This is a genomic window from Bordetella petrii, from assembly GCF_017356245.1.
In the GTDB taxonomy this organism is placed as follows: Bacteria; Pseudomonadota; Gammaproteobacteria; order Burkholderiales; family Burkholderiaceae_B; genus Bordetella_A; species Bordetella_A petrii_D.
Genome location: NZ_JAFMZZ010000004.1, coordinates 742,669 through 765,142, shown reverse-complemented (window position 1 = coordinate 765,142; position 22,474 = coordinate 742,669). Strand labels below are relative to the sequence as shown.

The 22,474-nt window shown below is 70.0% G+C and carries 16 protein-coding genes; 13 read left to right on the top strand and 3 right to left on the bottom strand.

Annotation, left to right across the window (positions count from 1 at the left end; genetic code table 11):
- Window positions 1–30: 30 nt before the first annotated feature.
- The 8 genes from J2P76_RS21680 to J2P76_RS21645 all read left to right on the top strand — a co-directional run bounded on the left by J2P76_RS21680 (window position 31) and on the right by J2P76_RS21645 (window position 9,736).
- Window positions 31–2,154 (top strand): acetate--CoA ligase family protein, encoded by a 2,124-nt coding sequence (locus J2P76_RS21680; RefSeq protein ID WP_207409953.1) that lies wholly within the window; start codon window positions 31–33, stop codon window positions 2,152–2,154.
- 24 nt (window positions 2,155–2,178) lie between these two features.
- Complete coding sequence (locus J2P76_RS21675; protein ID WP_207409951.1) at window positions 2,179–3,156, top strand: Bug family tripartite tricarboxylate transporter substrate binding protein; 978 nt, start codon at window positions 2,179–2,181, stop codon at window positions 3,154–3,156.
- A gap of 30 nt (window positions 3,157–3,186) precedes the next feature.
- Window positions 3,187–4,545 (top strand): acyclic terpene utilization AtuA family protein, encoded by a 1,359-nt coding sequence (locus tag J2P76_RS21670; RefSeq protein WP_207409949.1) that lies wholly within the window; start codon window positions 3,187–3,189, stop codon window positions 4,543–4,545.
- Window positions 4,546–4,555: 10 nt separating this feature from the next.
- Entirely contained in the window at window positions 4,556–4,912 is a 357-nt protein-coding gene (locus tag J2P76_RS21665) for an AtuA-related protein (RefSeq protein WP_207409948.1), read from the top strand.
- A 23-nt stretch (window positions 4,913–4,935) separates the two neighbouring features.
- Window positions 4,936–5,697 carry an SDR family NAD(P)-dependent oxidoreductase gene (locus tag J2P76_RS21660; RefSeq protein ID WP_207409947.1) on the top strand — a complete coding sequence of 254 codons (762 nt, stop codon included), beginning with the start codon at window positions 4,936–4,938 and terminating at the stop codon, window positions 5,695–5,697.
- 49 nt (window positions 5,698–5,746) lie between these two features.
- Entirely contained in the window at window positions 5,747–6,973 is a 1,227-nt protein-coding gene (locus J2P76_RS21655) for an acyl-CoA dehydrogenase family protein (RefSeq protein WP_207409946.1), read from the top strand.
- Between the two features lie 71 nt (window positions 6,974–7,044).
- Window positions 7,045–8,100 carry a phosphotransferase gene (locus J2P76_RS21650; protein WP_207409945.1) on the top strand — a complete coding sequence of 352 codons (1,056 nt, stop codon included), beginning with the start codon at window positions 7,045–7,047 and terminating at the stop codon, window positions 8,098–8,100.
- 13 nt (window positions 8,101–8,113) lie between these two features.
- On the top strand, window positions 8,114–9,736 hold the full coding sequence (locus J2P76_RS21645) for an acyl-CoA synthetase (RefSeq protein ID WP_207409944.1): 1,623 nt from the start codon (window positions 8,114–8,116) through the stop codon (window positions 9,734–9,736).
- Window positions 9,737–9,862: 126 nt separating this feature from the next.
- Here the strand turns inward: J2P76_RS21645 and J2P76_RS21640 are convergent, their stop codons facing one another.
- Together J2P76_RS21640 and J2P76_RS21635 are read right to left on the bottom strand one after the other, a co-directional pair.
- Window positions 9,863–11,056: an acetylornithine transaminase gene (locus J2P76_RS21640; protein WP_207409943.1), complete on the bottom strand. Its 1,194-nt coding sequence runs from the start codon at window positions 11,054–11,056 to the stop codon at window positions 9,863–9,865.
- Between the two features lie 99 nt (window positions 11,057–11,155).
- The gene (locus J2P76_RS21635; protein WP_207409941.1) at window positions 11,156–12,295 is read right to left on the bottom strand and encodes a DSD1 family PLP-dependent enzyme; all 1,140 of its coding nucleotides are present in this window, start codon (window positions 12,293–12,295) and stop codon (window positions 11,156–11,158) included.
- A 172-nt stretch (window positions 12,296–12,467) separates the two neighbouring features.
- Here J2P76_RS21635 and J2P76_RS21630 point away from each other — a divergent pair, with 172 nt between their 5' ends.
- The 4 genes from J2P76_RS21630 (at window position 12,468) to gluQRS (ending at window position 17,056) form a co-directional block, all read left to right on the top strand.
- Window positions 12,468–13,430, top strand: coding sequence for a TAXI family TRAP transporter solute-binding subunit (locus J2P76_RS21630; protein ID WP_207409939.1), 963 nt, complete (start codon window positions 12,468–12,470; stop codon window positions 13,428–13,430).
- Window positions 13,431–13,498: 68 nt separating this feature from the next.
- Complete coding sequence (locus J2P76_RS21625) at window positions 13,499–15,523, top strand: TRAP transporter permease (RefSeq protein ID WP_207409938.1); 2,025 nt, start codon at window positions 13,499–13,501, stop codon at window positions 15,521–15,523.
- 195 nt (window positions 15,524–15,718) lie between these two features.
- Window positions 15,719–16,177 (top strand): DUF494 family protein, encoded by a 459-nt coding sequence (locus J2P76_RS21620; RefSeq protein ID WP_012247067.1) that lies wholly within the window; start codon window positions 15,719–15,721, stop codon window positions 16,175–16,177.
- 3 nt (window positions 16,178–16,180) lie between these two features.
- Window positions 16,181–17,056, top strand: a complete 876-nt coding sequence (gene gluQRS, locus J2P76_RS21615) for a tRNA glutamyl-Q(34) synthetase GluQRS (RefSeq protein ID WP_207409937.1) — start codon at window positions 16,181–16,183, stop codon at window positions 17,054–17,056.
- 122 nt (window positions 17,057–17,178) lie between these two features.
- Here the strand turns inward: gluQRS and J2P76_RS21610 are convergent, their stop codons facing one another.
- Window positions 17,179–19,782 carry a GDYXXLXY domain-containing protein gene (locus tag J2P76_RS21610; protein WP_207409936.1) on the bottom strand — a complete coding sequence of 868 codons (2,604 nt, stop codon included), beginning with the start codon at window positions 19,780–19,782 and terminating at the stop codon, window positions 17,179–17,181.
- Window positions 19,783–19,844: 62 nt separating this feature from the next.
- Here J2P76_RS21610 and J2P76_RS21605 point away from each other — a divergent pair, with 62 nt between their 5' ends.
- Window positions 19,845–22,466 carry a DNA topoisomerase III gene (locus J2P76_RS21605; RefSeq protein WP_207409935.1) on the top strand — a complete coding sequence of 874 codons (2,622 nt, stop codon included), beginning with the start codon at window positions 19,845–19,847 and terminating at the stop codon, window positions 22,464–22,466.
- The last annotated feature ends 8 nt before the right edge of the window (window positions 22,467–22,474 follow it).

The following is a 22,474-nucleotide window of genomic DNA, read 5'->3' as shown; positions in this document are numbered from 1 at the left end:
ACCTGAAGCCCCTTTGCCACAGGAGTCTTCATGGCATTTGCATCCCCCCCGCGCGACGGCCTGGACCGGCTGCTCGATCCGGCCTCGATCGCCATCGTCGGCGCGTCCGACAATCCCGACAAGATCGGCGGGCGGCCCATTTACTACATGCGGCGGCACGGCTACGCGGGCACGCTGTACCCCATCAACCCGCAACGCGCCGAAGTGCAGGGCGAACGCGCCTGGCCCAGCCTGGATGCGCTGCCCGCGGCGCCCGACCTGGCCATCGTGGCCGTGGCGGGCCAGCAGGCCGTGCAGGCGGTGGACCGCTGCGCCGAGCTGGGCGTGGCCGCCGCCATCGTGATCTCGGCCGGGTTTTCTGAAACCGGCGATGCCGGCAGGGCGCTGCAGGACGCCATGACGGCGCGCGCGCGCGCGGCCGGCATGCGCATCGTGGGGCCCAACTCGCAAGGCCTGGCCAACTTCGGCAACGGCGCCATCGCCAGCTTCTCGACCATGTTCCTGGAAGTGGCGCCGGCCGATGGCCCGGTGGCGGTGCTGAGCCAGAGCGGCGGCATGGGCGCGATGGTGTACGGCCTGCTGCGCCAGCGCGGCCTGGGCGTGCGCCACGTGCACGCCACCGGCAACGAGGCCGACGTCACGGTGGCGGAACTGGCCTGCGCGGTGCTGCGCGATCCGGAAGTGCGCATCGTGCTGCTGTACCTGGAATCGCTGCAGGATGCGGGCGCGCTGGCCGATGCGGCGGCGCTGGCGCGCGAGCGCGGCGTGCCGCTGATCGCGGTGAAGGCGGGCCGCTCGGAAGCCGGCGCGCGCGCGGCCGCGTCGCACACCGGCGCCATGGCCAATGAAGACCGGGCGGTGGACGCGTATTTCGAGCGCCATGCCATTCTGCGCGCGCGCGATCCGCAAGAGCTGGTGCGCTTCGCCGAGCTGGCGCTGCGCGGCCCCCTGCCGCAAGGGCCGCGCGTGGTGGCAGTCAGCAATTCGGGCGCCAGCTGCGTGCTGGCCTCGGACGCCGCGGTCGAACGCGGCCTGCAGGTCGCGCCGCTGGCCGAGGCCACGCAGCGGCAACTGGACAGCCTGCTGCCCGGCTTCGCCTCTACCGTCAATCCCGTGGATATCACGGCGGCGCTGCTGTCGAACAACGGACTGTTCGGGCAAGTGCTGCCGGTGATCGCCGCGGACCCGGCCGCCGACATGTTCCTGATCGATATTCCGGTGGCCGGGCGCGGCTATGACGTGGCCACCTTCGCGGCCGACACGGCCAGCTTCGCCGCCGCGGCGGCCCGGCCGGTGGCGGTGGTGGCATGGCAGGACAACGTGGCGGCGGCATTCCGCGCGCGCGGCGTGGCCGTCTATGCCGACGAACAGCAGGCGGCCGACGCGCTGGCCGCCCTGTATCGCCTGCACCGCTGGCACAGCCGCCCGCCCGTAACCTGGCCGGACCCGGCGCCGTGCAGCCTGCCGCCCTCGCGGCAGCAGTTTCTGTCCGAGGCGCAAAGCCTGGCGCTGCTGGCCAGCCAGGGCCTGGCGGTGGCCGGGCATGCCCGCTGCGCCGATGCCGACGCCGCCGTGGCCGCCTGGCGCGCCATCGGCGCGCCGGTGGCGCTGAAGGCCTGCTCGGCGCGCCTGCCCCACAAATCCGAACACGGCCTGGTGGCGCTGGGCCTGGACGACGAGCAGGCGCTGCGCGCCGCGCTGGCCCGGCAGGCGCAGGCGCTGGCCAGGCTGGGCGTGGACGACGCGGAATGGATCGTGGCGCGCATGCACGCCGGGCTGCACGAGTGCGCCCTGGGCATGCGCCACGACCCGGTGTTCGGGCCCGTGGTCATGGTGGGCAGCGGCGGCAAGTACGTCGAGGCCATGCAGGACGTGGCGCTGCTGCTGCCGCCCTTCAGCGCCGACGAGGTCATCGACAAACTGCGGGGCCTGCGCATCGGCACGCTGCTGGCCGGCGTGCGCGGCGATCCGCCCGCCGATGCGCAAGCGCTGGCCGAACAGGCGGTATTGCTGGGGCGTTGCGCGCTGGCGGCCGGCGGCCGCCTGGCGTCCATAGACGTCAACCCGGTGCTGGTGGGCGCGCAAGGCCAGGGCGCAGTGGCGGTGGACGCCCTGGTCGAGCTGGCCGCGCCAGACGCGCCTCCCGCCGCCTGACACCCCGTTCACCAGGAGATACCCATGCGTGGATACGCGATTCTTCTTGCCGCCGGCCTGGCGCTGCCGATAGCGCCCGCGGCGCACGCCCAGGCGGCGCCGGCGTGGCCCGCCCGCCCCATCACGCTGATCGTGCCGTTTCCGCCCGGCGGCACCACCGACCTGCTGGCGCGCCTGGTCGCGCATGCCGCCGGCAGCCGCCTGGGCCAGAACGTGGTGGTGGAAAACCGCCCCGGCGCGGGCGGCGGCATCGGGGCGGCCGCCGTGGCGCGGGCGCAGCCCGACGGCTACACGCTGGTCATGGGCACCCTGGGCACCCAGGTCACCAACCAGTTCATCTACAAGCAGGTGCCGTACGACCCGGCGCGCGATTTCGCGCCGGTAACGCTGGTGGCCAACTCCCCCAACGTGCTGTTGGCCAGCCCCGGGCTGGGCATTGCCACGGTGGCACAGCTGATCGAACAGGCGCGCCGCAAGCCGGGCCAGCTGAACTTTGCCTCGACCAGCCTGGGCGGCTCGCCGCACCTGTCGGGCGAGCTGTTCAACAGCATGGCCAAGGTGGACATCCGCCACGTACCGTACAAGGGCTCGGCGCCCGCCATGACCGGCCTGCTGGGCGGCCAGGTGCAGATCATGTACGACAACCTGCCTTCGGCCATGGGGCAGATCCGCGCCGGCGCCGTCCGGGCGCTGGCGGTGACCACCAGCGCCCGCGTGCCCCTGCTGCCCGACGTGCCCACCGTGGCCGAGGCCGGCTTGCCGGGCTATGAAGTCAATGCGTGGTTCGGCCTGCTGGCGCCGGCCGGCACGCCGGCCGCCGTGGTGGCGCGCATCCAGTCGGCCGTGGCCGAGGCGCTGGCCGAGCCCGGCACGCGCCGCCAGGTCGAGAACCTGGGCGCGATCCCGGTGGCGGGCACGCCGCAGGCCTTCGGCGCCACCATCCGCGCCGACACCGAAAAATGGCGCCAGGTCATCGCCAAGGCGGGCATCCAGCCGCAATAAACGGCAACCGGCATCGCAAAGGAGACCGACATGAACGACAAAGCAGGCAGGCTGCGCATCGGCTCGGGCGCCGGCTGGTGGGGCGACCGCATCGACCCCGCGCGCTGGAACGCCGAGCGCGGCGCGCTGGATTTTCTGTGCTTCGAGACCATGGCCGAAGCCACCGTATCGGCCGCCCAGGTGCGCAAGCGCCGCGACCCGGCCTTTCCGGGCTACGACACGTGGCTGGACGACCGCATGCGCGCGGTGCTGCCGCACTGCATGGCCAACGGCACGCGCATTGTCTCGAACCAGGGCTGGATCCATCCGCTGGCCGCGGCGCGGCGCGTGGCCGAGCTGTGCGCCGAAGCCGGCTGGAAGCAGGCCCGGGTGGCCGCCGTCAGCGCCACCGACCTCAGCGCCAGCATCGCGGCCGGCGGGCTGTCCATCATGGAAAGCGGCGCGCCCGTGGCGTCGGTGGCCAGTACGCTGATCTCGGCCGAGCCCTACGCGGGCGCCGAGGCCATTGTGCGGGCGCTGGACCAGGGCGCCGACATCGTCATCACCGGCCGCGTAGCCGACCCGTCGCTGTTCCTGGCGCCGATGATGCACCACTTCGGCTGGCACGCCGACGACTGGGCGCGGCTGGGGCAGGGCAGCGGCATCGGCCACCTGCTGGAATGCGGCGCGCAGGTCACCGGCGGCTATTTCGGCGACCCCGGCTACAAAGACGTGCCCGAGCCCTGGAACCTGGCCTTTCCGTATGCCGACGTCGAGGCGGACGGTACGGCCGAGATCGGCAAGGTCAGCGGCACCGGCGGCTGCATCGATCTGCGCACGGTAAAGGAACAGATGTTCTACGAGGTGCACGACCCGGCCCGCTACATCACGCCCGACGTGGTGGTGGACTTCACCACCGCGCGCCTGGAACAGGCGGGGCCCGACCGGGTGCGCGTCGGCGACATCTCGGGCCACCCGCGCACCGATACGCTGAAGGTTTCCATGGGCTGCACCGAGGGCTACATTGGCGAAGACATGTTCTTCTTCGCCGGCCCGGGCTGCCTGGGCAAGGCCCGGCTGGCCGAGACCATTCTGCGCGAGCGGCTGCGCCTGGCCGGGCTGCAGGCCGACGACCTGCGCATCGACTTCATCGGCGTCAACGCGGTGCACGGCGCCGCGTCGGCCGCGCCGGCCTGCGAGCCGGCCGAGATCGCCGTGCGCATCGCGGCGCGTTGCGCCACCCGCGCGCAGGCCGAGAAAATCGGCCGCGAAGTCGACGGCATGGCGGTCTGCGGCCTGGCCTCCACCGGCAAGCGCGTGCCCCACCAGGACCGGGTGCGCGAAGTGATCGGCCTGTGGTCCACCCTGGTGCCGCGCAACTCGGTGCAATGCGCCGTCGAATTCGTCTAGGAGCAACATCATGCGAGTCAGTTTGCGGCGCGTCGCGCACACCCGCTCGGGCGACAAGGGCAACACCTCGAACATTGCGGTGATCGCCTACGAGCCCGCGTTCTATCCGTACATCAAGCAGGCCGTCACGGCCGATGCGCTGCGCACGGTCTATAACGAAGCCGCGGTGCGCGGCGCCATCACGCGCTACGAGGTCGACGGCCTGGGCGTGCTGAACTTCGTGCTGGAAGGCGCCCTGGGCGGCGGCGTGTCGCGCAGCCTGGCGATCGACAACTATGGCAAGGCCCTGGCCAGCGCTGTGTTACGTTTGGAACTCGAGGTGCCCGATGCATTGGCACCGCTCCTGCGCGGACCAAAAACAGATTAAAGCCAGTGAGTGAGGAGAGATCGATGTTCGAAGACCTGAAGTCCAAGACCGCGCTGGTCACGGGCGCCTATAGCGGGCTGGGCCGGCACTTTGCCTGCCTGCTGGCGGGCGCCGGGGCGCGCGTGGCGCTGTGCGGGCGCCGCACCGAGCTGGGCCGCGAGGTGGCCGAGGCCATCGGCCGGCAGGGCGGCCGGGCCTGCGTGGTGCAAATGGACGTCACCCGGCCCGACAGCGTGCAGGCCGCCATCGACGCGGCCGCCGGCGAACTCGGCCCGCTGGACATCGTGATCAACAACGCGGGCGTCGCGCTCAGCGAGCCGGCGCTGGACATCTCCGAGCAGGCCTGGACCGATCTCATCGACGTCAACCTCAACGGCGCGTGGCGCGTGGCCCAGGCCAGCGCGCGCCATTTCCGCGCCGAAGGCCGGCCGGGCGCCATCGTCAATATCGCGTCGATCCTGGGACAGCGCGTGGCCTCGCACGTGGCGCCCTACGCGGCGGCCAAAGCCGGCCTGCTGCACCTGACGCGCGCGCTGGCGCTGGAATGGGCCCGCCACGGCATCCGCGTCAACGCCCTGGCGCCGGGCTATATCGCCACCGACCTGAATCGCGAGTTCTTTGCGTCCCCGGCGGGCGAAGCGCTGATCAAGCGCGTGCCGCAGCGCCGCCTGGGGCAGCCACAAGACCTGGACGGACCGCTGCTGCTGCTGGCCTCGGATGCGTCGGCATTCATGACGGGCTCGGTCATCGACGTCGACGGCGGCCACCTGGTCAGTTCGCTTTGAACCCTCGCTTATTGCCGCCTTCCGGCGGCGCACTGCATGGAGATGCTGCATGGACTTTTCTCTGCCCCCCGAGCTGGAGGACTACCGGAGCCGCGTGCGCCGCTTCGTCGACCAGGAACTGATCCCGCTGGAAGCCGACCCGGGCAATTTCGACGCCCATGAAAATATCGCCGAGGCCGCGCTGGAACAGGCACGCGCCAAGGCGCGCGAGGCGGGCCTGTGGGCCCTGCAGATGCCGCGCGAGCGCGGCGGCCAGGGCTTGCCCATGGTCGGCCTGGCCGCCTGCTACGAAGAAATGAACCGCTCGATCTTCGGGCCGGTGGCCTTCAACGCGGCCGCGCCCGACGACGGCAACATGCGCGTGCTGGCGCAGGTGGCCCGCCCCGACCAGAAAGACCGCTGGCTGCAGCCCATCATCGACGGCAAGGTCCGCTCGTCGTTCGTGATGACCGAGCCCAGCCCGGGCAGCGGCTCCGACCCGTCCATGATGCGCACCACGGCCACCCGCCAGAGCGACAAGTGGATCATCAACGGCCGCAAGTGGTTCATCACCGGAGCCGGCGTGGCGCGCCACTTCATCCTGATCGCCCGCACCTCGGACGACGCGCGCAAAGGGCTCAGCGCCTTTCTGTTCGATGCCGGCCAGCCGGGCTGGCGCATCGAGCGGCGCATTCCGATCATGGGGCCGGAAGAACACGGCGGCCATTGCGAACTGATTTTCGACGGCCTGGAAATCCCCGACGAAAACCGCCTGATGGAAATCGGCGACGGCCTGAAGCTGACGCAGATCCGCCTGGGCCCGGCGCGCCTGACGCACTGCATGCGCTGGCTGGGGCTGGCGCGCCGCTCCATGGAAGTGGCGGTCGACTACGTGGGGCGGCGCAGCAGCTTCGGCCAGAAACTGGCCGAGCGCGAAGGCGTGCAGTGGCTGCTGGGCGACGCTGCCATGCAGATCGAGATCGGCCGCCTGCTGACCATGCGCGCGGCGGCGCGGCTGGACCAGGGCGACTACGCTCGCAAAGAAATCTCCATGGCCAAGATCGTCGTGTCGGAAACCCTGCAGAAAGTGGTGGACACCGCGCTGCAGCTCAATGGCGCGCGCGGCTATTCGAAAGACACGCCGCTGGAATGGATCTACCGCTACGCCCGCCAGGCGCGCCTGGTCGACGGCGCATCGGAAGTGCACAAGATGGTGCTGGCGCGCTACCTGATGGACGAAGGCGACGCCTACTGGCGCTGGGACGACGCCGACGCGCCGCGCAAGGCCCTGGTATGAGCCCGCACGGCCGCCCGAAGGGCGAATCCTCCCTCGGGGAGGCAGTCGCGCAGCGACAGGAGGGTAGTCCAGTGAACGCGCACGGCCATCATCCGCCAGCGCAGCCCGAGTGGCTGCCCGCGCTGGCGGCCTACCTGGCGGCGCAGGGGCTGGGCGACGCGGCCGGCCTGCGCGTCCGGCCGCTGACCGGCGGGCAGTCGAACCCCACCTTCCTGCTGGAAGATGCCGGCGGGCTGCGCGTGCTGCGCAAGCAGCCGCCCGGCGCGCTGCTGCCCTCGGCCCATGCGGTGGACCGCGAATACCGCGTGATGTCGGCCCTGGCCGGCACCGCGGTGCCGGTGCCGCGCATGCTGCACTACTGCGAAGACCGCGGCGTGATCGGCACGCCGTTCTACTTGATGAGCTATGCGCAGGGCCGCGTGTTCATGGACCCGGCCCTGCCGGGGCTGGACCCGTCCGAGCGCGGCGCCGTCTACGCCGAGGCGGGCCGGGTGCTGGCCGCGCTGCACGCGGTGGCGCCCGGCGAAGCCGGGCTGGGCGACTACGGCCGCGCCGGCGACTACTACGCGCGCCAGGTCGCCCGCTGGACCCGGCAGTACCGCGACACCGAGACCGCGGCAATTCCCGCCATGGACGCGCTGATCGACTGGCTGCCGCGGCACTTGCCGGCCGACGACGGCCAGGTCTGCCTGGTGCATGGCGACTACCGCATCGACAACCTGGTGTTCGCCGCCGACGCGCCCCGCGCCATCGCGCTGCTGGACTGGGAGCTGTCCACGCTGGGCCACCCGCTGGCCGACCTGGCCTATCACTGCATGTGCTGGCGCATCCCGCCCAGCCTGTGGCGCGGCATTGCCGGCCTGGACCTGGCGGCGCTGGGCATCCCCGACGAGGCCGCGTTCGTGGCCGCCTATTGCCGCGCGCGCGGTATCGCCGCGCCGGCCAACTGGGACTTCTACCTGGCCTACAGCTTCTTCCGCATCGCCGCCATCCTGCAGGGCGTGTACGCGCGCGCCCGGGCGGGCAACGCCGCCGCCGACGACGCCCGCGAAATGGGCGCGCGCGTGGCGCCCCTGGCCGAGCTGGGGTGGCAGGCCGCCCAGCGTGAAACCGCCCGCCAGCCCTAGCCGGAGCCACCCCATGACAGCCCCATCCCACGACGAACTGCCGCCCAACGCCGCCAACCATGTGCCCCTGACGCCTCTGGGGTTCCTGCAGTGGGCGGCCGAAGTCTATCCGCAACGGCCGGCGCTGGTGCACGGCGATCGCAGCCAGAGCTGGCACGCCACGCGGCAGCGATGCCAGCAGATGGCGGCAGCGCTGCGGGCGTGGGGCGTGCAGCGCGGCGACGTGGTGGCGGTGCTGGCGCCCAACGTGCCGGCGCTGTACGAAGCGCATTTCGGCGTGCCCATGGCAGGCGCCGTGCTCAACGCCCTGAACACCCGGCTAGACGCCGCCACTCTGGCGTTCATCCTGGAACACGGCCGCGCCGCCGTCCTGCTGTACGACAGCGAATACGCCGGCGTGGTGCAGGACGTGCTGGGCCGGCTGGCCGCGCCGCCGCGCACGGTGCGCATCGAAGACGCGGAGTACGCGGGCGAACACGGCACGCTGGGCGACGCCGAATACGAAGCCTGGCTGGCCGCGCAGCCGCCCGACGCGGCGTGGCAATGGCCCGCCGACGAATGGCAGAGCATCTGCCTGAACTACACCTCGGGCACCACCGGCAACCCCAAGGGCGTGGTCTACCACCACCGCGGCGCCTACCTGAACGCCACCGGCAATGTGCTGGCCTGCGGCATGCCGCCGCATGCCGTGTATCTGTGGACGCTGCCGATGTTCCACTGCAACGGCTGGTGCTTTCCATGGACCCTGGCGGCGCTGGCGGGCACCAGCATCTGCCTGCGGCGGGTCGAGCCGGCGGCGATTTTCGACGCCATCCGGCGCCATCGCGTCGGCTACTTCTGCGCCGCGCCGGTGGTGCTGAACATGCTGATCAACGCGCCGGCCCAGGTGCAGCACCGCGCCACACACCCGGTGCAGGCGCTGACCGGCGGCGCCGCGCCGCCGGCCGCGGTCATCGAGGCCATGGAACGGCTGGGCGTCGGCGTCACGCATCTGTACGGCCTGACCGAAACCTACGGGCCGTCGGTCAGCTGCGCGTGGCATGACGAATGGGACGCGCTGCCCCTGGCCGAGCGCGCCGCGCTGAAAGCGCGCATCGGCGTGCGCAAGCTCAACGTCGAGCACGTGCAGGTGGTCGACGACCAGCTGCGGCCCGTGCCGGCCGACGGCGCGACCATGGGCGAGATCGTGCTGCGCGGCAATACGCTGATGAAGGGCTATCTGCACAACCCCGACGCCACGGCGGACGCCTTCGCCGGCGGCTGGTTCCATTCAGGCGACCTGGGCGTGGTGCACCCCGACGGCTATATCGAAATCAAGGATCGCGCCAAGGACATCATCATCTCGGGCGGCGAAAACATTTCCACCGTGGAAGTCGAAAGCGTGCTGTACCGGCACCCCGACATCCTGGAAGCCGCGGTCGTGGCGCGGCCCGACCCCAACTGGGGCGAAACGCCCTGCGCGTTCGTCACGCTGAAAGAAGGCGCGCACTGCACCGCCGAAGACGTGCTGCGGCATTGCCGCGAGCACCTGGCGCGCTTCAAGGTGCCGCGCACCGTGGTGTTCGGCCCGCTGCCCAAGACCGCCACCGGTAAGATCCAGAAATTCGTGCTGCGGGGCCAGGCGGCACAGCTGTAATAAGCAAGGTGCCTAATACGCAGGTGTCTGACTCCCGCAGGGTGTCAGACACCGTACGATTGAAGCCGCCTTTGCGCGCTTCGGTGTCAGGCACCCGCGGAGCCTGACACCTGGCTACATCCGGCCTCAGCCCTTGCGCAGCGCGCTGATCACGCCGTCGAGCTGCGACAGCATCTGCGCGATTTCCTGTTCGCTGACGTTCAGCGCCGGCATGAAGCGCAGCAGGTTGCCGCGCGGCGCGTTCAGCAGCAGGCCCTGCGGCTCGAGCTTGCGCGCGGCCTCGACGATGGCCGGGCCGTCTTCGCGGTCGAGGATCAGCGCGCGCAGCAGGCCCATGCCACGCTCGCCGCCCATGCCCCACTTGGCCGACAGGGCCAGCAGGCCTTCGGACAGCTGTTGCGCGCGGGTGCGCACCGTGTCCATGAAGCCCGGCGCGGTCAGGGTGTCGAACACCGCCACGCCCACCGCGGCCATCAGGGGGTTGCCGTTGTAGGTGCCGCCCTGGTCGCCATGCGCGAACACGCAGACGTCCTGGCGCGCCAGCAGCGCGGCCAGCGGCACGCCGCCGCCGATGCCCTTGGCCAGGGTCATGATGTCGGGCACCACATCGAATTGCTGGTAGGCGAACAGCGAGCCGGTGCGGCCCATGCCGGTCTGCACTTCGTCGACGATGAGCAGCAGCTGGTGTTCGTCGGCCAGCTGGCGCAGGCCCTTCATGAATTCCGGCGTGGCCGGGATGACGCCCGACTCGCCCTGCACCGGCTCGAGCATGATGGCCACCGTCTGGCCGTCGATGAGCGCGCGCACCGAATCCAGGTCGTTGAGCTCGGCCTTGGGAAAGCCCTCGACCTGCGGCGCGTACATGGTGTCCCAGCCCGGCTTGCCCGAGGCCGACATCGTGGCCAGGGTACGGCCGTGGAAGCCGTGGTTCATGGTGATGATCTTGTAGGCGCCGTTGCGCTTGACCCGGCCCCACTTGCGCGCCAGCTTGATGGCGCCTTCATTGGCCTCGGCGCCGCTGTTGGCGAAGAACACGCGGTCGAAACACGAGGCGCCGGTCAGGCGCAGCGACAGGTCGATGGACGGCTGGTTATAGAACGCCGGCGAAGGGTTCATCAGCTTGTCGGCCTGCTCGAGCAGGGCGCGCTTCATTTCGGGCGCGCAGTGGCCCAGCGTGTTCACCGCCCAGCCCTGCACGAAGTCGAGATATCGCTTGCCGGCATGGTCTTCCAGCCAGGAGCCCTGGCCTCGCACGAACACGAGGTCCGGGCGGGAGGTGATCTCCATCAGGGCGTTGACGTTGAACTGGCTGAATTCCATGGCGGTTCCTACGGAATGGGAAAAACAAGGGGTGTGGAAAACAAAGAATTTAGCACCGTATGGTTGCCGCCGGCGGGCCGGTGCGCCCCGCCGGCCGGATCATCGGCTGAACCCGCGGGCGGCGATGTCCCACACGCCCTCGACCACCCCGCCGCGATAGGCCACCAGGCTGTCGTGCAGATTGAAGGTCGGATCGACGTGCGCGGGGATCAGCAGCAGCGTGTCGCCCAGGCGCAGCGCCGCGTCGGCGGCCACTTTCAGCACGCCGTGCTCGTCGTTGGCGGCGGCATACTGCAGCCCGGCGCGGCCGGCCACTTGGGGCAGCCCGCACTCGATGGTGGTGGATTTCAGCCCGGCGTCGACCACGGCCCGGCCGGCGGCCGGCATGCTCATGACCGTGGCCAGCAGGAACAGGCTGTGGCGGAAAGCCAACGGCCCGGACCAGGCATTGGCCCCGTAGTCGCCGTCCATGAACGCGTACGAACCCGCTTGCATCTCGGTGTATACGCCCGAAGCGGCGTCGAACTCGGCGCTGCCCGTCCCGGCGCCGGTGATGCGGTCGCAGGGGATGCCGGCCGCCCGCAGCTGGCGCGCGCAGTCGGCGGCCGCCTGGGCCGCGCGGGCCGCCGTCGCGGCGCGTTCGGCGTGGCCGCGCACGTGCTGCGCCGAGCCGTGGTAGGCCTGCAGCCCGCCGAACACCACGCCGGGCAGTGACTGCGCCTGGCGCGCCAGGGCCACGGCCGCCGCCGCATCGGGCACGCCGCAGCGCCCCTGGCCCACATCGAACTCGACCAGCACATCAACCTGTGCCTGCGCGCGCGCCATGGCGGCCGAGATGTCGGCCAGGTTGCCGGCGTCGTCCACGCACACGCTGACGCGCGCCACGCGGGCCAGTTGCGCCAGCAGCGCCAGCTTGGCCGGGCCCACCACTTCGTTGCTGATGTGCACGTCGTCGATGCCCGCCGCCACGAACGGCAGGGCCTCGCTGACCTTCTGGCAGCAAATGCCGCGCGCGCCCAGCGCCAGCTGGCGGCGGGCGATCTCGGGACACTTGTGCGCCTTGGCATGCGGGCGCAAAGCCACGCCATGCCGGTCGGCCCAGGCCTGCATCAGGCGCAGGTTCGATTCGAACGCATCCAGGTCCAGCACCAGGCTGGGCGTGTCGACCCGCGCCAGCGGGTCGCCCGGCGCGGCCGCGGGCGGCAGGGCCGGAATCGATGCAGCAGGAGAGGCAGCCATGCGCGCTTCCTTTTCGTACGAACATGCCGGCCGCCAGACGCCGGGCGGCACACGGAAAAACGTAGTGTATCCCCAGGCAAACCCTAGGCATGCGGCGCGGCCGCGCATGACAAAATCCGTGGATTCACAAAAGGCGTGCTCAATCGACAGCGCCGTATCTGGAGAAGCTCTCATGTCCTTGAAGAACTGGATCAAGACCCTGGCGGTCGCGCTGGCCGTGGCCGGCGCCGCCGGCCCCGCCCACGCGCAGCAATTCTTCCGCATCGGCACCGGCGGCACGGCCGGCACCTATTACCCGGTGGGCGGCATGATCGCCAACGCCATCTCGCAGCCCGGCAAGCTGATCGCCACGGCGGTCGCCTCGAACGGCTCGGTGGCCAACATCAACGGCATCCTGGGCGGCTCGCTGGAAGCCGGCTTCACGCAGTCCGACGTGGCGTACTGGGCCTATACCGGCACCGGCACGTTCGACGGCAAGCCCAAGGCCGAAAACCTGCGCCTGATCGCCACCCTGTACCCCGAAAGCATCCACCTGGTGGCGCGCAAGGGGTCGGGCATCAAGTCGGTGGCCGACCTGCGCGGCAAGCGCGTATCCATGGACGAACCCGGTTCGGGCACCCTGGTCGACGTGCGCCTGATCCTGGGCGCCTTCGGCATGACCGACAAAGACATCGACGCCGAATACCTGAAGCCCAACCAGGCCGGCGACAAGCTCAAGGATGGCGGTCTGGACGCCTTCTTCTTCGTGGGCGGCGCCCCCGCCGGCGCCATCGCCGAGCTGGCCTCGAGCGGCGCGGGCATCGAGCTGGTGCCCATCGTCGGCCCGGAAATCGACAAGCTGCGCAGCCAGCAGCAGTTCTTCACTCCCGACACCATCGCCGCCGGCATGTACCAGGGCATCGGCGAAGTGAAGACCATCTCGGTGAACGCGCAGATGGTCACGTCCACCAAGCTGTCGGAACAGACGGTCTACGACATCACCAAGGCGATGTACAGCGACGCCACCCGCAAGATGCTGGACAACGGCCACGCCAAGGGCAAGCTGATCACCAAGGAAAACGCCGTCAAGGGCGCCGGCATTCCGTTCCATCCGGGCGCCGAGAAGTTCTACAAAGAAGCAGGCCTGCTGAAGTAACTTGCTGCAAAGCCCGCTGCGCGCCGGGCAGGCTGCCCGGCGCGCGGCTTTTTTTATAAGGCCTGGCGATGGAAATCGACCACGACAAGACCCAGAAACTGGCGGAACAATTCGATTCTGAAATCCGCTTCCGGCCGCTGGCCAAGACCGCCACCTGGATCGTTTCGTTCCTGCTGGTGTCGCTCTCGCTGTTCCACTATTACACGGCCGGCTTCGGCCTGCTGCGCGAGGCCACCCACCGCGGCGTGCACCTGGCTTTCGTGCTGAGCCTGATCTTCCTGGTGTTCGGCTTCAGCAAGGCCCATTACCAGCGCGAGCCGCGCTCGACCCTGCTGACGCCGGGCGGCGTGCCGCTGTACGACTGGATCATCGCCATCGCGCTGGCTTTCAGCGTGCTGTATATCCCGTACATCTTCGACGACCTGGCCTTCCGCGTCGGCAACCCGTTGCCGCTCGACGTCTTCATGGGCACGGTGCTCATCGTCGGCCTGCTCGAAGGCACGCGGCGCGCCATGGGCTGGCCGCTGCCCATCATCGCGCTGGTGTTCCTGGCCTACGCCGCGTTCGGCCCCGTCTTCCCGGGCCTGCTCAAGCACGCCGGCAACAGCTGGCCGCAGATCGTCAACCACATGTACCTGACCAGCCAGGGCATCTACGGGGTGGCGGTCGGCGTGGTGGCCACCTATGTGTTCCATTTCGTGCTGTTCGGCGTGCTGGCCAGCCGCATCGGGCTGGGGCAGCTGTTCCTGGACGTGGCCTCGACCCTGGCCGGCCGGTACGCGGGCGGCCCCGCCAAGGTGTCGGTGTTCGGCTCGGCCATGTTCGGCATGCTGTCGGGCTCGTCGGTGGCCAACGCGGTCACGGTGGGGTCGCTGACCATTCCGGCCATGATCCGCATCGGCTACCCGCGCCATTTCGCGGCCGGCGTCGAAGCCGCGTCCAGCACCGGCGGGCAGATCACCCCGCCCATCATGGGCGCCGCGGCCTTCCTGATGATCGAGTTCCTCGACATCCCGTACCAGCAGATCATCCTGGCCGGCATCTTCCCGGCTTTCCTGTATTTCTTCGGCATGTTCATGCAGGTGCACTTCGAGGCCAAGCGCGAAGGCCTGCGCGGCCTGCGCGCCGACGAAATGCCCAACCTGCGCGACTCGTTCAAGCGCCGCTGGCCCACGCTGCTGCCGCTGGTGGCGCTGATCGCCGTGCTGGCCAGCGGCCGCACCCCGTACCTGGCGGCCTTCACCGGCATCACCGGCTGCATCCTGGTGGGCCTGCTCAATCCGTACCAGCGCCTGAAGCTGCGCGACCTGTACGACTCGTTCGAGACCGGCGCCAAGTACGCGCTGGCCGTGGGCGCGGCGGCCGGCACCGTGGGCCTGGTGATCGGCGTGGTCACGCTTACCGGCGTGGGCTTCAAGGTCTCGTACATCGTCATCAGCGCGGCGCAGGCCATTGCCGGCGGCGTAGGCGCCGTCATCCCGGACGTCATCGCCAATACGCAGACCCTGACCCTGATCGCGGCGCTGGTCATGACTGGCATCGTCTGCATTCTGATGGGTTGCGGCATCCCCACCACGGCCAATTACCTGATCATGGTGGCCGTGGCGGCGCCCACGCTGGTGCAGTTGGGCGTGCAACCCATCGCGGCGCACTTCTTCGTGTTCTATTTCGGCATCCTGGCCGACATCACGCCGCCGGTCGCGCTGGCCGCCTACGCCGCGGCCGGCATGGCCGGCAGCGATCCTTTCAAGACCGGCAATACGGCCTTCCGGCTGGGCATCACCAAGCTGATCGTGCCATTCGTGTTCGTGTTCTCGCCATCGCTGCTGATCTCGGTGCAGGGCTTCTCGTGGTACGCCTTCTTCGTGACCCTGCTGGGCTGCATGATCGGCCTGGTGCTGCTGTCGGCGGCGCTGTCGCGCTACCTGCTGGTCGGCCTGAAAACCTGGGAACGCTGGCTGTGCGTGGTGGGCGCGCTGCTGACCATCATTCCCGGGCTGGCCTCCGGCCTGGTCGGGCTGGCGGTATGCATCCCGGTGTTCATTCGCCAGCTGGCCCAGTTCAAGGCGGAAAAAGCCCTGCCGGCGGCTTGAAAACGGGGGCGCTTCCCGGTTGTGGGGACGGATCATTGCCCCGCCGCCGGCCAGCCCCGGCGCGATCCGTTGTATATCGCCAACCCGGGGCAACCAAGTTGCCCCGGATGACGATTCAGCGTACAGTTAAAAGCACGTTTGCTGGTTTGCCGATCTGCGGGCCGACTGGGCAAACTGGCACAAACACTGCGCCATATGTTCGATATCCTCGTTTATCTGTTCGAAAACTACTACACGCCGCAAGCCTGTCCCGCGGCCGACGTTCTCGCCAAACGCCTAGCGGCCGCAGGCTTCGAGCACGAAGACATCGACGACGCGCTGGGCTGGCTCTACGGCCTGGCCGAAACCACCGAACGCTGCGTCGATCTCGCCCAGGCGCCCAGTTCCGGCATCCGCATCTACACCGATTCCGAATACCAGCAGCTGGGCACCGAATCCATCGGCTTCATCGCCTTTCTTGAATCGGCCGGCGTGCTGCCCGCGCCCCTGCGCGAAATCGTCATCGACCGCGCCCTGGCCGCCCCCGAAACCCCGGTGTCGCTGGCCAAGACCAAGATCATCGCCCTGATGGTCCTCTGGAGCCAGGAAGCCGAGATCGACAACCTGGTCCTCGAAGAACTGCTCGACGACGACGGTGCGCGCCGGCTCCACTGAGCCGTGAACTACGCAGGCCGTTTCGCCCCCAGCCCCAGCGGGCCGCTGCACCTTGGTTCACTAGTGGCCGCCCTGGCCAGCTGGCTGGACGCGCGCGCCCATGGCGGGCGCTGGCTGCTGCGCATCGAAGACGTCGACACGCCCCGCACCGTGGCCGGCGCGGCCGGCATCATCATGGAACAACTGCGCGCGCTGGGGCTGCACTGGGACGGCGACGTCCTGTGGCAGTCGCGGCGCGGCCCCGCCTACCAGCAGGCCTTCGATACCCTGGCCGCGCGGGGCCTGGTGTATGGCTGCGGCTGCACCCGGCGCGAAATCGCCGACTCATCGCTGCGCGGCGCGGGCCCGGGGCCCGACGGCGAACGGCCCTACCCCGGCACCTGCCGCCACGGCCTGCCGCCGGGCCGCCAGGCGCGCGCCTGGCGGCTGCGCGTGCCGGCCGGCACCGAAACCTTCACCGACCGCTGGCTGGGGCCCCAGCAGCAAGACGTGGCACAGGCCGTGGGCGATTTCGTGCTGCGCCGCGCCGACGGCCTGTGGGCGTATCAGCTGGCCGTGGTGGTAGACGACGCCGAACAGGGCATCACCGACATCGTGCGCGGCGCCGACCTGCTCAGTTCCACCGCGCGCCAACGCGTGCTGGCGCGGCTGCTGGGCGTCCCGGCGCCGCGCGTCATGCATGTGCCGTTGATCACCGACCCCGCCACCGGCCTGAAACTGTCGAAGCAGAACGGCGCGCCGCCACTGGACACCACCCGGCCCCTGGCCATGCTGGCCCAGGCCTGGCAGGCCCTGGAATTCCCCCCGTTTCCCGCCGCCACCCCCGCCGCCTTCCTGGCCCAGGCCACCCCCCAATGGGCCGCCCGCTTCGGAAGGTAGCCAACCCAGGTGTGATGTACCCAGGTGTCTGACTCCCGCAGGGTGTCAGACACCGTTGTGTGGCATGGCTGTCTCAGCCGTACGGTGTCTGACACCTGCGGAGTCAGACACCTGGCGCCCTGCTACAACGGCTGCCGATCCGCGCCCAGCATGCGCACCAGCAAGCCGGTGCCGTCTTCGCCGACCCGCACTTCGCCATAGCGGGCGGCCGCGTAGCGCTCGGCCTGGCCTTCGGGGAAGAAATACGCATTAGTGACGATGCGCACCTGCCCGGCCCGCAGGCGGTAGCGCAGGGCGATCTCCTGGCTGGCGTGCGGCTGCGCGCCGGCCTGGATGCGCGCCACCTGCGCCACGCCGCTGCCGTCGGGCACCAGCACCACGTAGCCGTCGGGCGCCGGCGCGGCATCGGGGTCGGCGGCCAGGCGCTGCATCACCTCGTTGCCGGCGGCGAACCGCAGGGCCATGTAATCGCCCTGCATCAGCGAACGCGGATCGACCGGCGCCAGTTCCAGGATGGCGACCCGCCCGTGGGCCAGCAGGGCCTCGCGCTGCCAGATGGCGCCATTGACCACGGCCAGGGCCAGCGCCAGCCCGCCCAGCACCACGGCCGTGCGCCAGCGCAGCGCCGCCGGGGCCGGGCCCGCCATGGCGGCGGAAGGCGGCTCGGCCGTGCGCATCAGGCGCGGCACCAGCCACACCAGGGCGCGCAGGAAGAACATCAGCAGCGCGGCGGCGCCCAGCCACAGGGCCTTGTCGAGCAGGGGCACCTGCAATTGGTAGTAATAAACCACCAGGTAGGCCAGCAGGCTCAGGCCGCCGAAGATCGTCAGGCGCGAACGGTTCAGGCCGAAGCCCAGCAGCATCCAGGCCAGCGCGAAGGCGATGCCCGGGCTGGGCAGCCAGCACAACCCCAGCGCCAGCAGGCCCAGCGGCACGCCCCACAGCACCCCGGCGGTCAGCACGCGCCGGCGCGGCCACAGCACCGCCAGGGCGCAGGCCACCGGCAGCAGCACGGCCGCCACGGTCAGCATGGCGGTTACCGGGTTCAGCTGCCAGATCACCGGCAACTGCGCCAGCGACACGCCGCCTGCCGCCCACACCATGCCCTGCACCGCCAGCACGAAGGCCCAGGCCAGCGGCAGCAGCACGTTGGGCCGCGTGCGCGCCAGGCGGTGGCCCACGCAGAACGCCACGGCGGCTGTCCAGGCGCCGACCACGGCCACCGGCAGCCAGACGAAAGTGGCGCGCACGGTGTCGAAATCGAGCCACATGTCGAGCAGGTCGTTGTCCATCAGGCCGGGCACCAGGCCCAGCCAGATCAGCCCGGCCAGCGCCAGGGCGATCATCCAGGCGCTAAGGAAGCGCAGCAGCGCCTCGGGCGCCAGGGCGTACACCGCCACGCCCAGCAGCAGCACGAAGGCGCAGGCGCTGGACAGCGAGGCCGACTGGGACAGGCCGAACGCCACCAGTATCTGCCCGGCAAAGCCCATGGCCGTGGCGCACTGCCGCCAGAACGGCCCGGCATCGGTGCGCAGCACGGCCACCGCCACGGCGCACAGCACCAGGCCCACCACCATGGCGCCCTGCTGGGTCTGCACCAGGCCCGACACCGCCAGGAACAACAGCAGCAGCAGGGTGGTCAGCCAGGCGCTCAGGCCCAGCAGCCCCTGCACGTACCAGGCCGGCCCCAGCTGGGGCTCGACATCGGGGTCGGCCAGGCCGGCCACCGGGCCGCCCGCGTCGGCCGGCGTCACGGCATTGCCGGCCGACGCGCCGGCCGGCTCGGCATCGGCCAGCGCACGCCCCGCGGGCGGCTCGGCCGCCAGCCGGCGCAGCCAGCGCGCGGCCCACACCGCTTCGGCCATCAACAGGCCGGCCAGCGGCAGGATGGCCCAGACGCCGGGTTCCAGGCTGAGCAGCCATTCGCCCGCCAGGCGCATCGATACGCAGATGACGCCGGCGGCCAGCATGGCCAGGATGAGCAGGTCGCGGCGGGCGCGCTGGTAGTAGTAGCCCAGGCCCAGCGTCGCCACCGCCCAGGCCGCGCCGGTAACCGAGCCCAGCCCGCGCAGCACCGAATCGCCGAACGTCAGCGCCAGCACCAGGGTGCCGATGATCAGGGCCGCCAGCACGCGCGGCCCGACCCGGGTGCCGGCCCGCCAGCGCCAGGCGGCGCATTCCCAGGCGGCCAGCAGCAGCAGGTTCAGGGCCGCCAGCAGCAGGGTGGGCAGGCCGGGGCCGATGGCCCACCAGAACAGCCCGGATTCTCCTAAATAGAGCAGCGCCGCCACGTTGACGACCACCACCCACAGCAGCCACACCGCCTGGCTGGCCGCCACCAGCGCCCACGGCAGCAGCAGCGCGGCCCACCAGGCGAACAGTTCCCAGGTATCGGCGCCAGTCTGATAAGTTTGGCCCAGCAGGGCCAGCAGGGCCCCCAGCAGCAGCCCGGCCAGCGCCAGCAGCGCCCCGGGGGCGTAACGGCGCGCTCCGGCGGCGGCGCGCAGGCGCCAGCCGGCCCATGCCGCTGCCAGCACGCACGCCGCCAGCAGCGCCTGCGCGCCGGCAAAGCGCTGGATTTTCGACATGTCTTGCCAGTTGGCGGCCACCCAGCAGATCACGGCGCTGCCCAGCAGCCAGACGCCCAGCCATAGCGTGCCGCGGGCCAGAAATTGCCGCCAAGCGTGCAGTTCCGAACCCGCCTGTCCTGCAGCCCCGACTTGCATGCGGCGAATCTCCCCTCGTATCATCCGCGCTACACCGGCGGGTCTACCGCCACTGGATACCCATGAGCAAAACGCTGATTATTGCCGAGAAGCCCTCGGTAGCCCTTGATATATCACGCGCCCTCGGAGGCTTCGCGCGCGAGGGCGACTATTTTGAAAGCGAACGTTACGTGCTCGCTTCCAGTATCGGGCATTTGCTCGGCCTTGTCGCGCCCAACGATCCCGTCAAGGGAAAATGGAGCTTCGCGCACCTGCCGGTCATCCCGCCCGAATTCGAACTCGGCCCGGCCGACAAGCGCTCGGCCGAACGCCTGAAGCTGCTGGTCAAGCTGGCCAAGCGCAAAGACGTCGACGCGCTCATCAACGCCTGTGATGCCGGGCGCGAGGGCGAACTGATCTTCCGCTACATCATCCAGTACGCGGGGGTGAAGAAACCCATCCAGCGCCTGTGGCTGCAGTCCATGACGCAGGCCGCCATCCGCGAAGCCTTCTCGAACCTGCGCGACGACGTCCAGCTCAAGCCCCTGGAAGCCGCGGCCCGCTCGCGCGCCGAGGCCGACTGGCTGGTGGGCATCAACGGCACCCGCGCCATGACCGCCTTCAACAGCAAAGACGGCGGCTTCTTCAAGACCCCGGTGGGCCGCGTGCAGACACCCACGCTGGCCATCGTGGCCGAGCGCGAAGCGCGCATCCGCGCCTTCGTGCCGCGCGACTACTGGGAAGTGCACGCCACGTTCGTGGCCGCCGCCGGCCTGTACCAGGGCCGCTGGATCGACCCCGACTTCAAGAAAGACGAACGCGACCCCGAAAAGCGCGAATCGCGCCTGTGGTCGCAGGCCGCCGCGCAAAGCGTGGTGGCCGCCTGCCGCGAACAGCCGGGCAGCGTCACCGAAGAATCCAAGCCCTCGACCCAGATGTCGCCGGCCCTGTACGACCTGACCTCGCTGCAGCGCGACGCCAACGGCCGCTTCGGCTTCTCGGCCAAGACCACCCTGGCGCTGGCCCAGACCCTGTACGAACGCCACAAGGCGCTTACCTATCCGCGTACCGACTCGCGCTACCTGCCCGAAGACTACCTGGGCACCGTGCGCGACACCATGCAGGCCCTGGCCAAGGGCGGCTCGAACGCCGTGGGGCAGCTGTCGCGCCATGCGGGCACCGTGGTGGCGCAGAACTGGGTCAAGCCCAACCGGCGCATCTTCGACAACAAAAAGGTGTCGGACCACTTCGCCATCATCCCCACGCTGCAGATCCCGCACGACCTCAGCGAGGCCGAGGCCAAGCTGTACGACCTGGTGCTCAAGCGCTTCCTGGCGGTGTTCTTCCCGGCCGCCGAATACCGCGTCACCACCCGCCTGACCGAAGTGCAGGGCCATCGCTTCAAGACCGAAGGCAAGGTGCTGGTGGCGCCGGGCTGGCTGGCCGTGTACGGCAAAGAGGCCCAGGGCGAAGACGCCAACCTGGTGCCGGTGGCCGACAACGAAACCGTGCGCACCGAAGACGTCGAGGCCGTGGGCCTGTCCACCAAGCCGCCGGCGCGCTACAACGAAGCCACGCTGCTGTCGGCCATGGAAGGCGCCGGCAAGCTGGTCGACGACGAAGAACTGCGCGAAGCCATGTCCGAGCGCGGCCTGGGCACGCCGGCCACCCGCGCGGGCATCATCGAAGGCCTGCTGGGCGAAGGCTACCTGCGCCGCGAAGGGCGCGACCTGGTGCCCACCGCCAAGGCGCGCCAGCTCATGACGCTGCTGGCCGGGCTGGACGTCACCGAACTCACCTCGCCCGAGCTCACCGGCGAATGGGAACACAAGCTCAAGCAGATCGAGCAGGGCGGACTGGGCCGCGAAGCGTTCATGCGCGAAATCGCCCAGATGACCCAGGTCATCGTCAAGCGCGCCAAGGAATACGAGCGCGACACGGTGCCCGGCGACTACGCCACCCTGCAGACGCCATGCCCCAAGTGCGGCAGCGTGGTCAAGGAAAACTACCGGCGCTACGCCTGCACCCAGTGCGATTTTTCCATCGGCAAGCACCCGGGCGGCCGCACCTTCGAACTGCCCGAAGTCGAAGAGCTGCTGGCCAAGCGCGAAATCGGCCCGCTGCAGGGCTTCATCAGCAAAATGGGCCGGCCGTTCGCCGCCATCCTGCGCATCAGCGACGAATACAAGCTGGAATTCGACTTCGGCCAGAACGATGACGACGACAGCGAACCGGTCGATTTTTCCGGCCATACGCCGGTGGGCGCCTGCCCCAAATGCGGCTCGCGCGTGTTCGAGCACGGCCTGAGCTACGTGTGCGAAAAGTCGGTCGGGCCCGACAAGACCTGCGATTTCCGCTCGGGCAAGATCATCCTGCAGCAGGAAATCTCGCGCGAGCAGATGCACAAGCTGCTGACCGACGGCCGCACCGACCTGCTCGACGGCTTCGTGTCCAGCCGCACCAACCGCAAGTTCAAGGCGTTCCTGGTGCGCCAGCCCGACGGCAAGGTCGGCTTCGAGTTCGAGCCGCGCCCCGCCAAGCCGGGCCGCGCGCCGGCCAAGACGGCGGCGGGCAAGGCTCCCGCCAAAACCGCCAAGACCGCCGCCAAAACGGCGGGCAAGACGGCGGCCAAGAAAGCCGCGCCCCGGAAAACCGCCGCCAAGAAAGCGCCAGCTAAAAAAGCCGCCGCCAAGAAAACCGCCTGAAGCCGCCC

What these genes read in the sequence shown, in the direction of transcription:
- J2P76_RS21680 (WP_207409953.1), top strand. Translation starts at nt 31, where the DNA reads ATGGCATTTGCATCCCCCCCGCGCGACGGCCTGGACCGGCTGCTCGAT.
- J2P76_RS21675 (WP_207409951.1), top strand. Translation starts at nt 2,179, where the DNA reads ATGCGTGGATACGCGATTCTTCTTGCCGCCGGCCTGGCGCTGCCGATA.
- J2P76_RS21670 (WP_207409949.1), top strand. Translation starts at nt 3,187, where the DNA reads ATGAACGACAAAGCAGGCAGGCTGCGCATCGGCTCGGGCGCCGGCTGG.
- J2P76_RS21665 (WP_207409948.1), top strand. Translation starts at nt 4,556, where the DNA reads ATGCGAGTCAGTTTGCGGCGCGTCGCGCACACCCGCTCGGGCGACAAG.
- J2P76_RS21660 (WP_207409947.1), top strand. Translation starts at nt 4,936, where the DNA reads ATGTTCGAAGACCTGAAGTCCAAGACCGCGCTGGTCACGGGCGCCTAT.
- J2P76_RS21655 (WP_207409946.1), top strand. Translation starts at nt 5,747, where the DNA reads ATGGACTTTTCTCTGCCCCCCGAGCTGGAGGACTACCGGAGCCGCGTG.
- J2P76_RS21645 (WP_207409944.1), top strand. Translation starts at nt 8,114, where the DNA reads ATGACAGCCCCATCCCACGACGAACTGCCGCCCAACGCCGCCAACCAT.
- J2P76_RS21640 (WP_207409943.1), bottom strand. Translation starts at nt 11,056, where the DNA reads ATGGAATTCAGCCAGTTCAACGTCAACGCCCTGATGGAGATCACCTCC.
- J2P76_RS21635 (WP_207409941.1), bottom strand. Translation starts at nt 12,295, where the DNA reads ATGGCTGCCTCTCCTGCTGCATCGATTCCGGCCCTGCCGCCCGCGGCC.
- J2P76_RS21630 (WP_207409939.1), top strand. Translation starts at nt 12,468, where the DNA reads ATGTCCTTGAAGAACTGGATCAAGACCCTGGCGGTCGCGCTGGCCGTG.
- J2P76_RS21625 (WP_207409938.1), top strand. Translation starts at nt 13,499, where the DNA reads ATGGAAATCGACCACGACAAGACCCAGAAACTGGCGGAACAATTCGAT.
- J2P76_RS21620 (WP_012247067.1), top strand. Translation starts at nt 15,719, where the DNA reads ATGTTCGATATCCTCGTTTATCTGTTCGAAAACTACTACACGCCGCAA.
- J2P76_RS21610 (WP_207409936.1), bottom strand. Translation starts at nt 19,782, where the DNA reads ATGCAAGTCGGGGCTGCAGGACAGGCGGGTTCGGAACTGCACGCTTGG.
- J2P76_RS21605 (WP_207409935.1), top strand. Translation starts at nt 19,845, where the DNA reads ATGAGCAAAACGCTGATTATTGCCGAGAAGCCCTCGGTAGCCCTTGAT.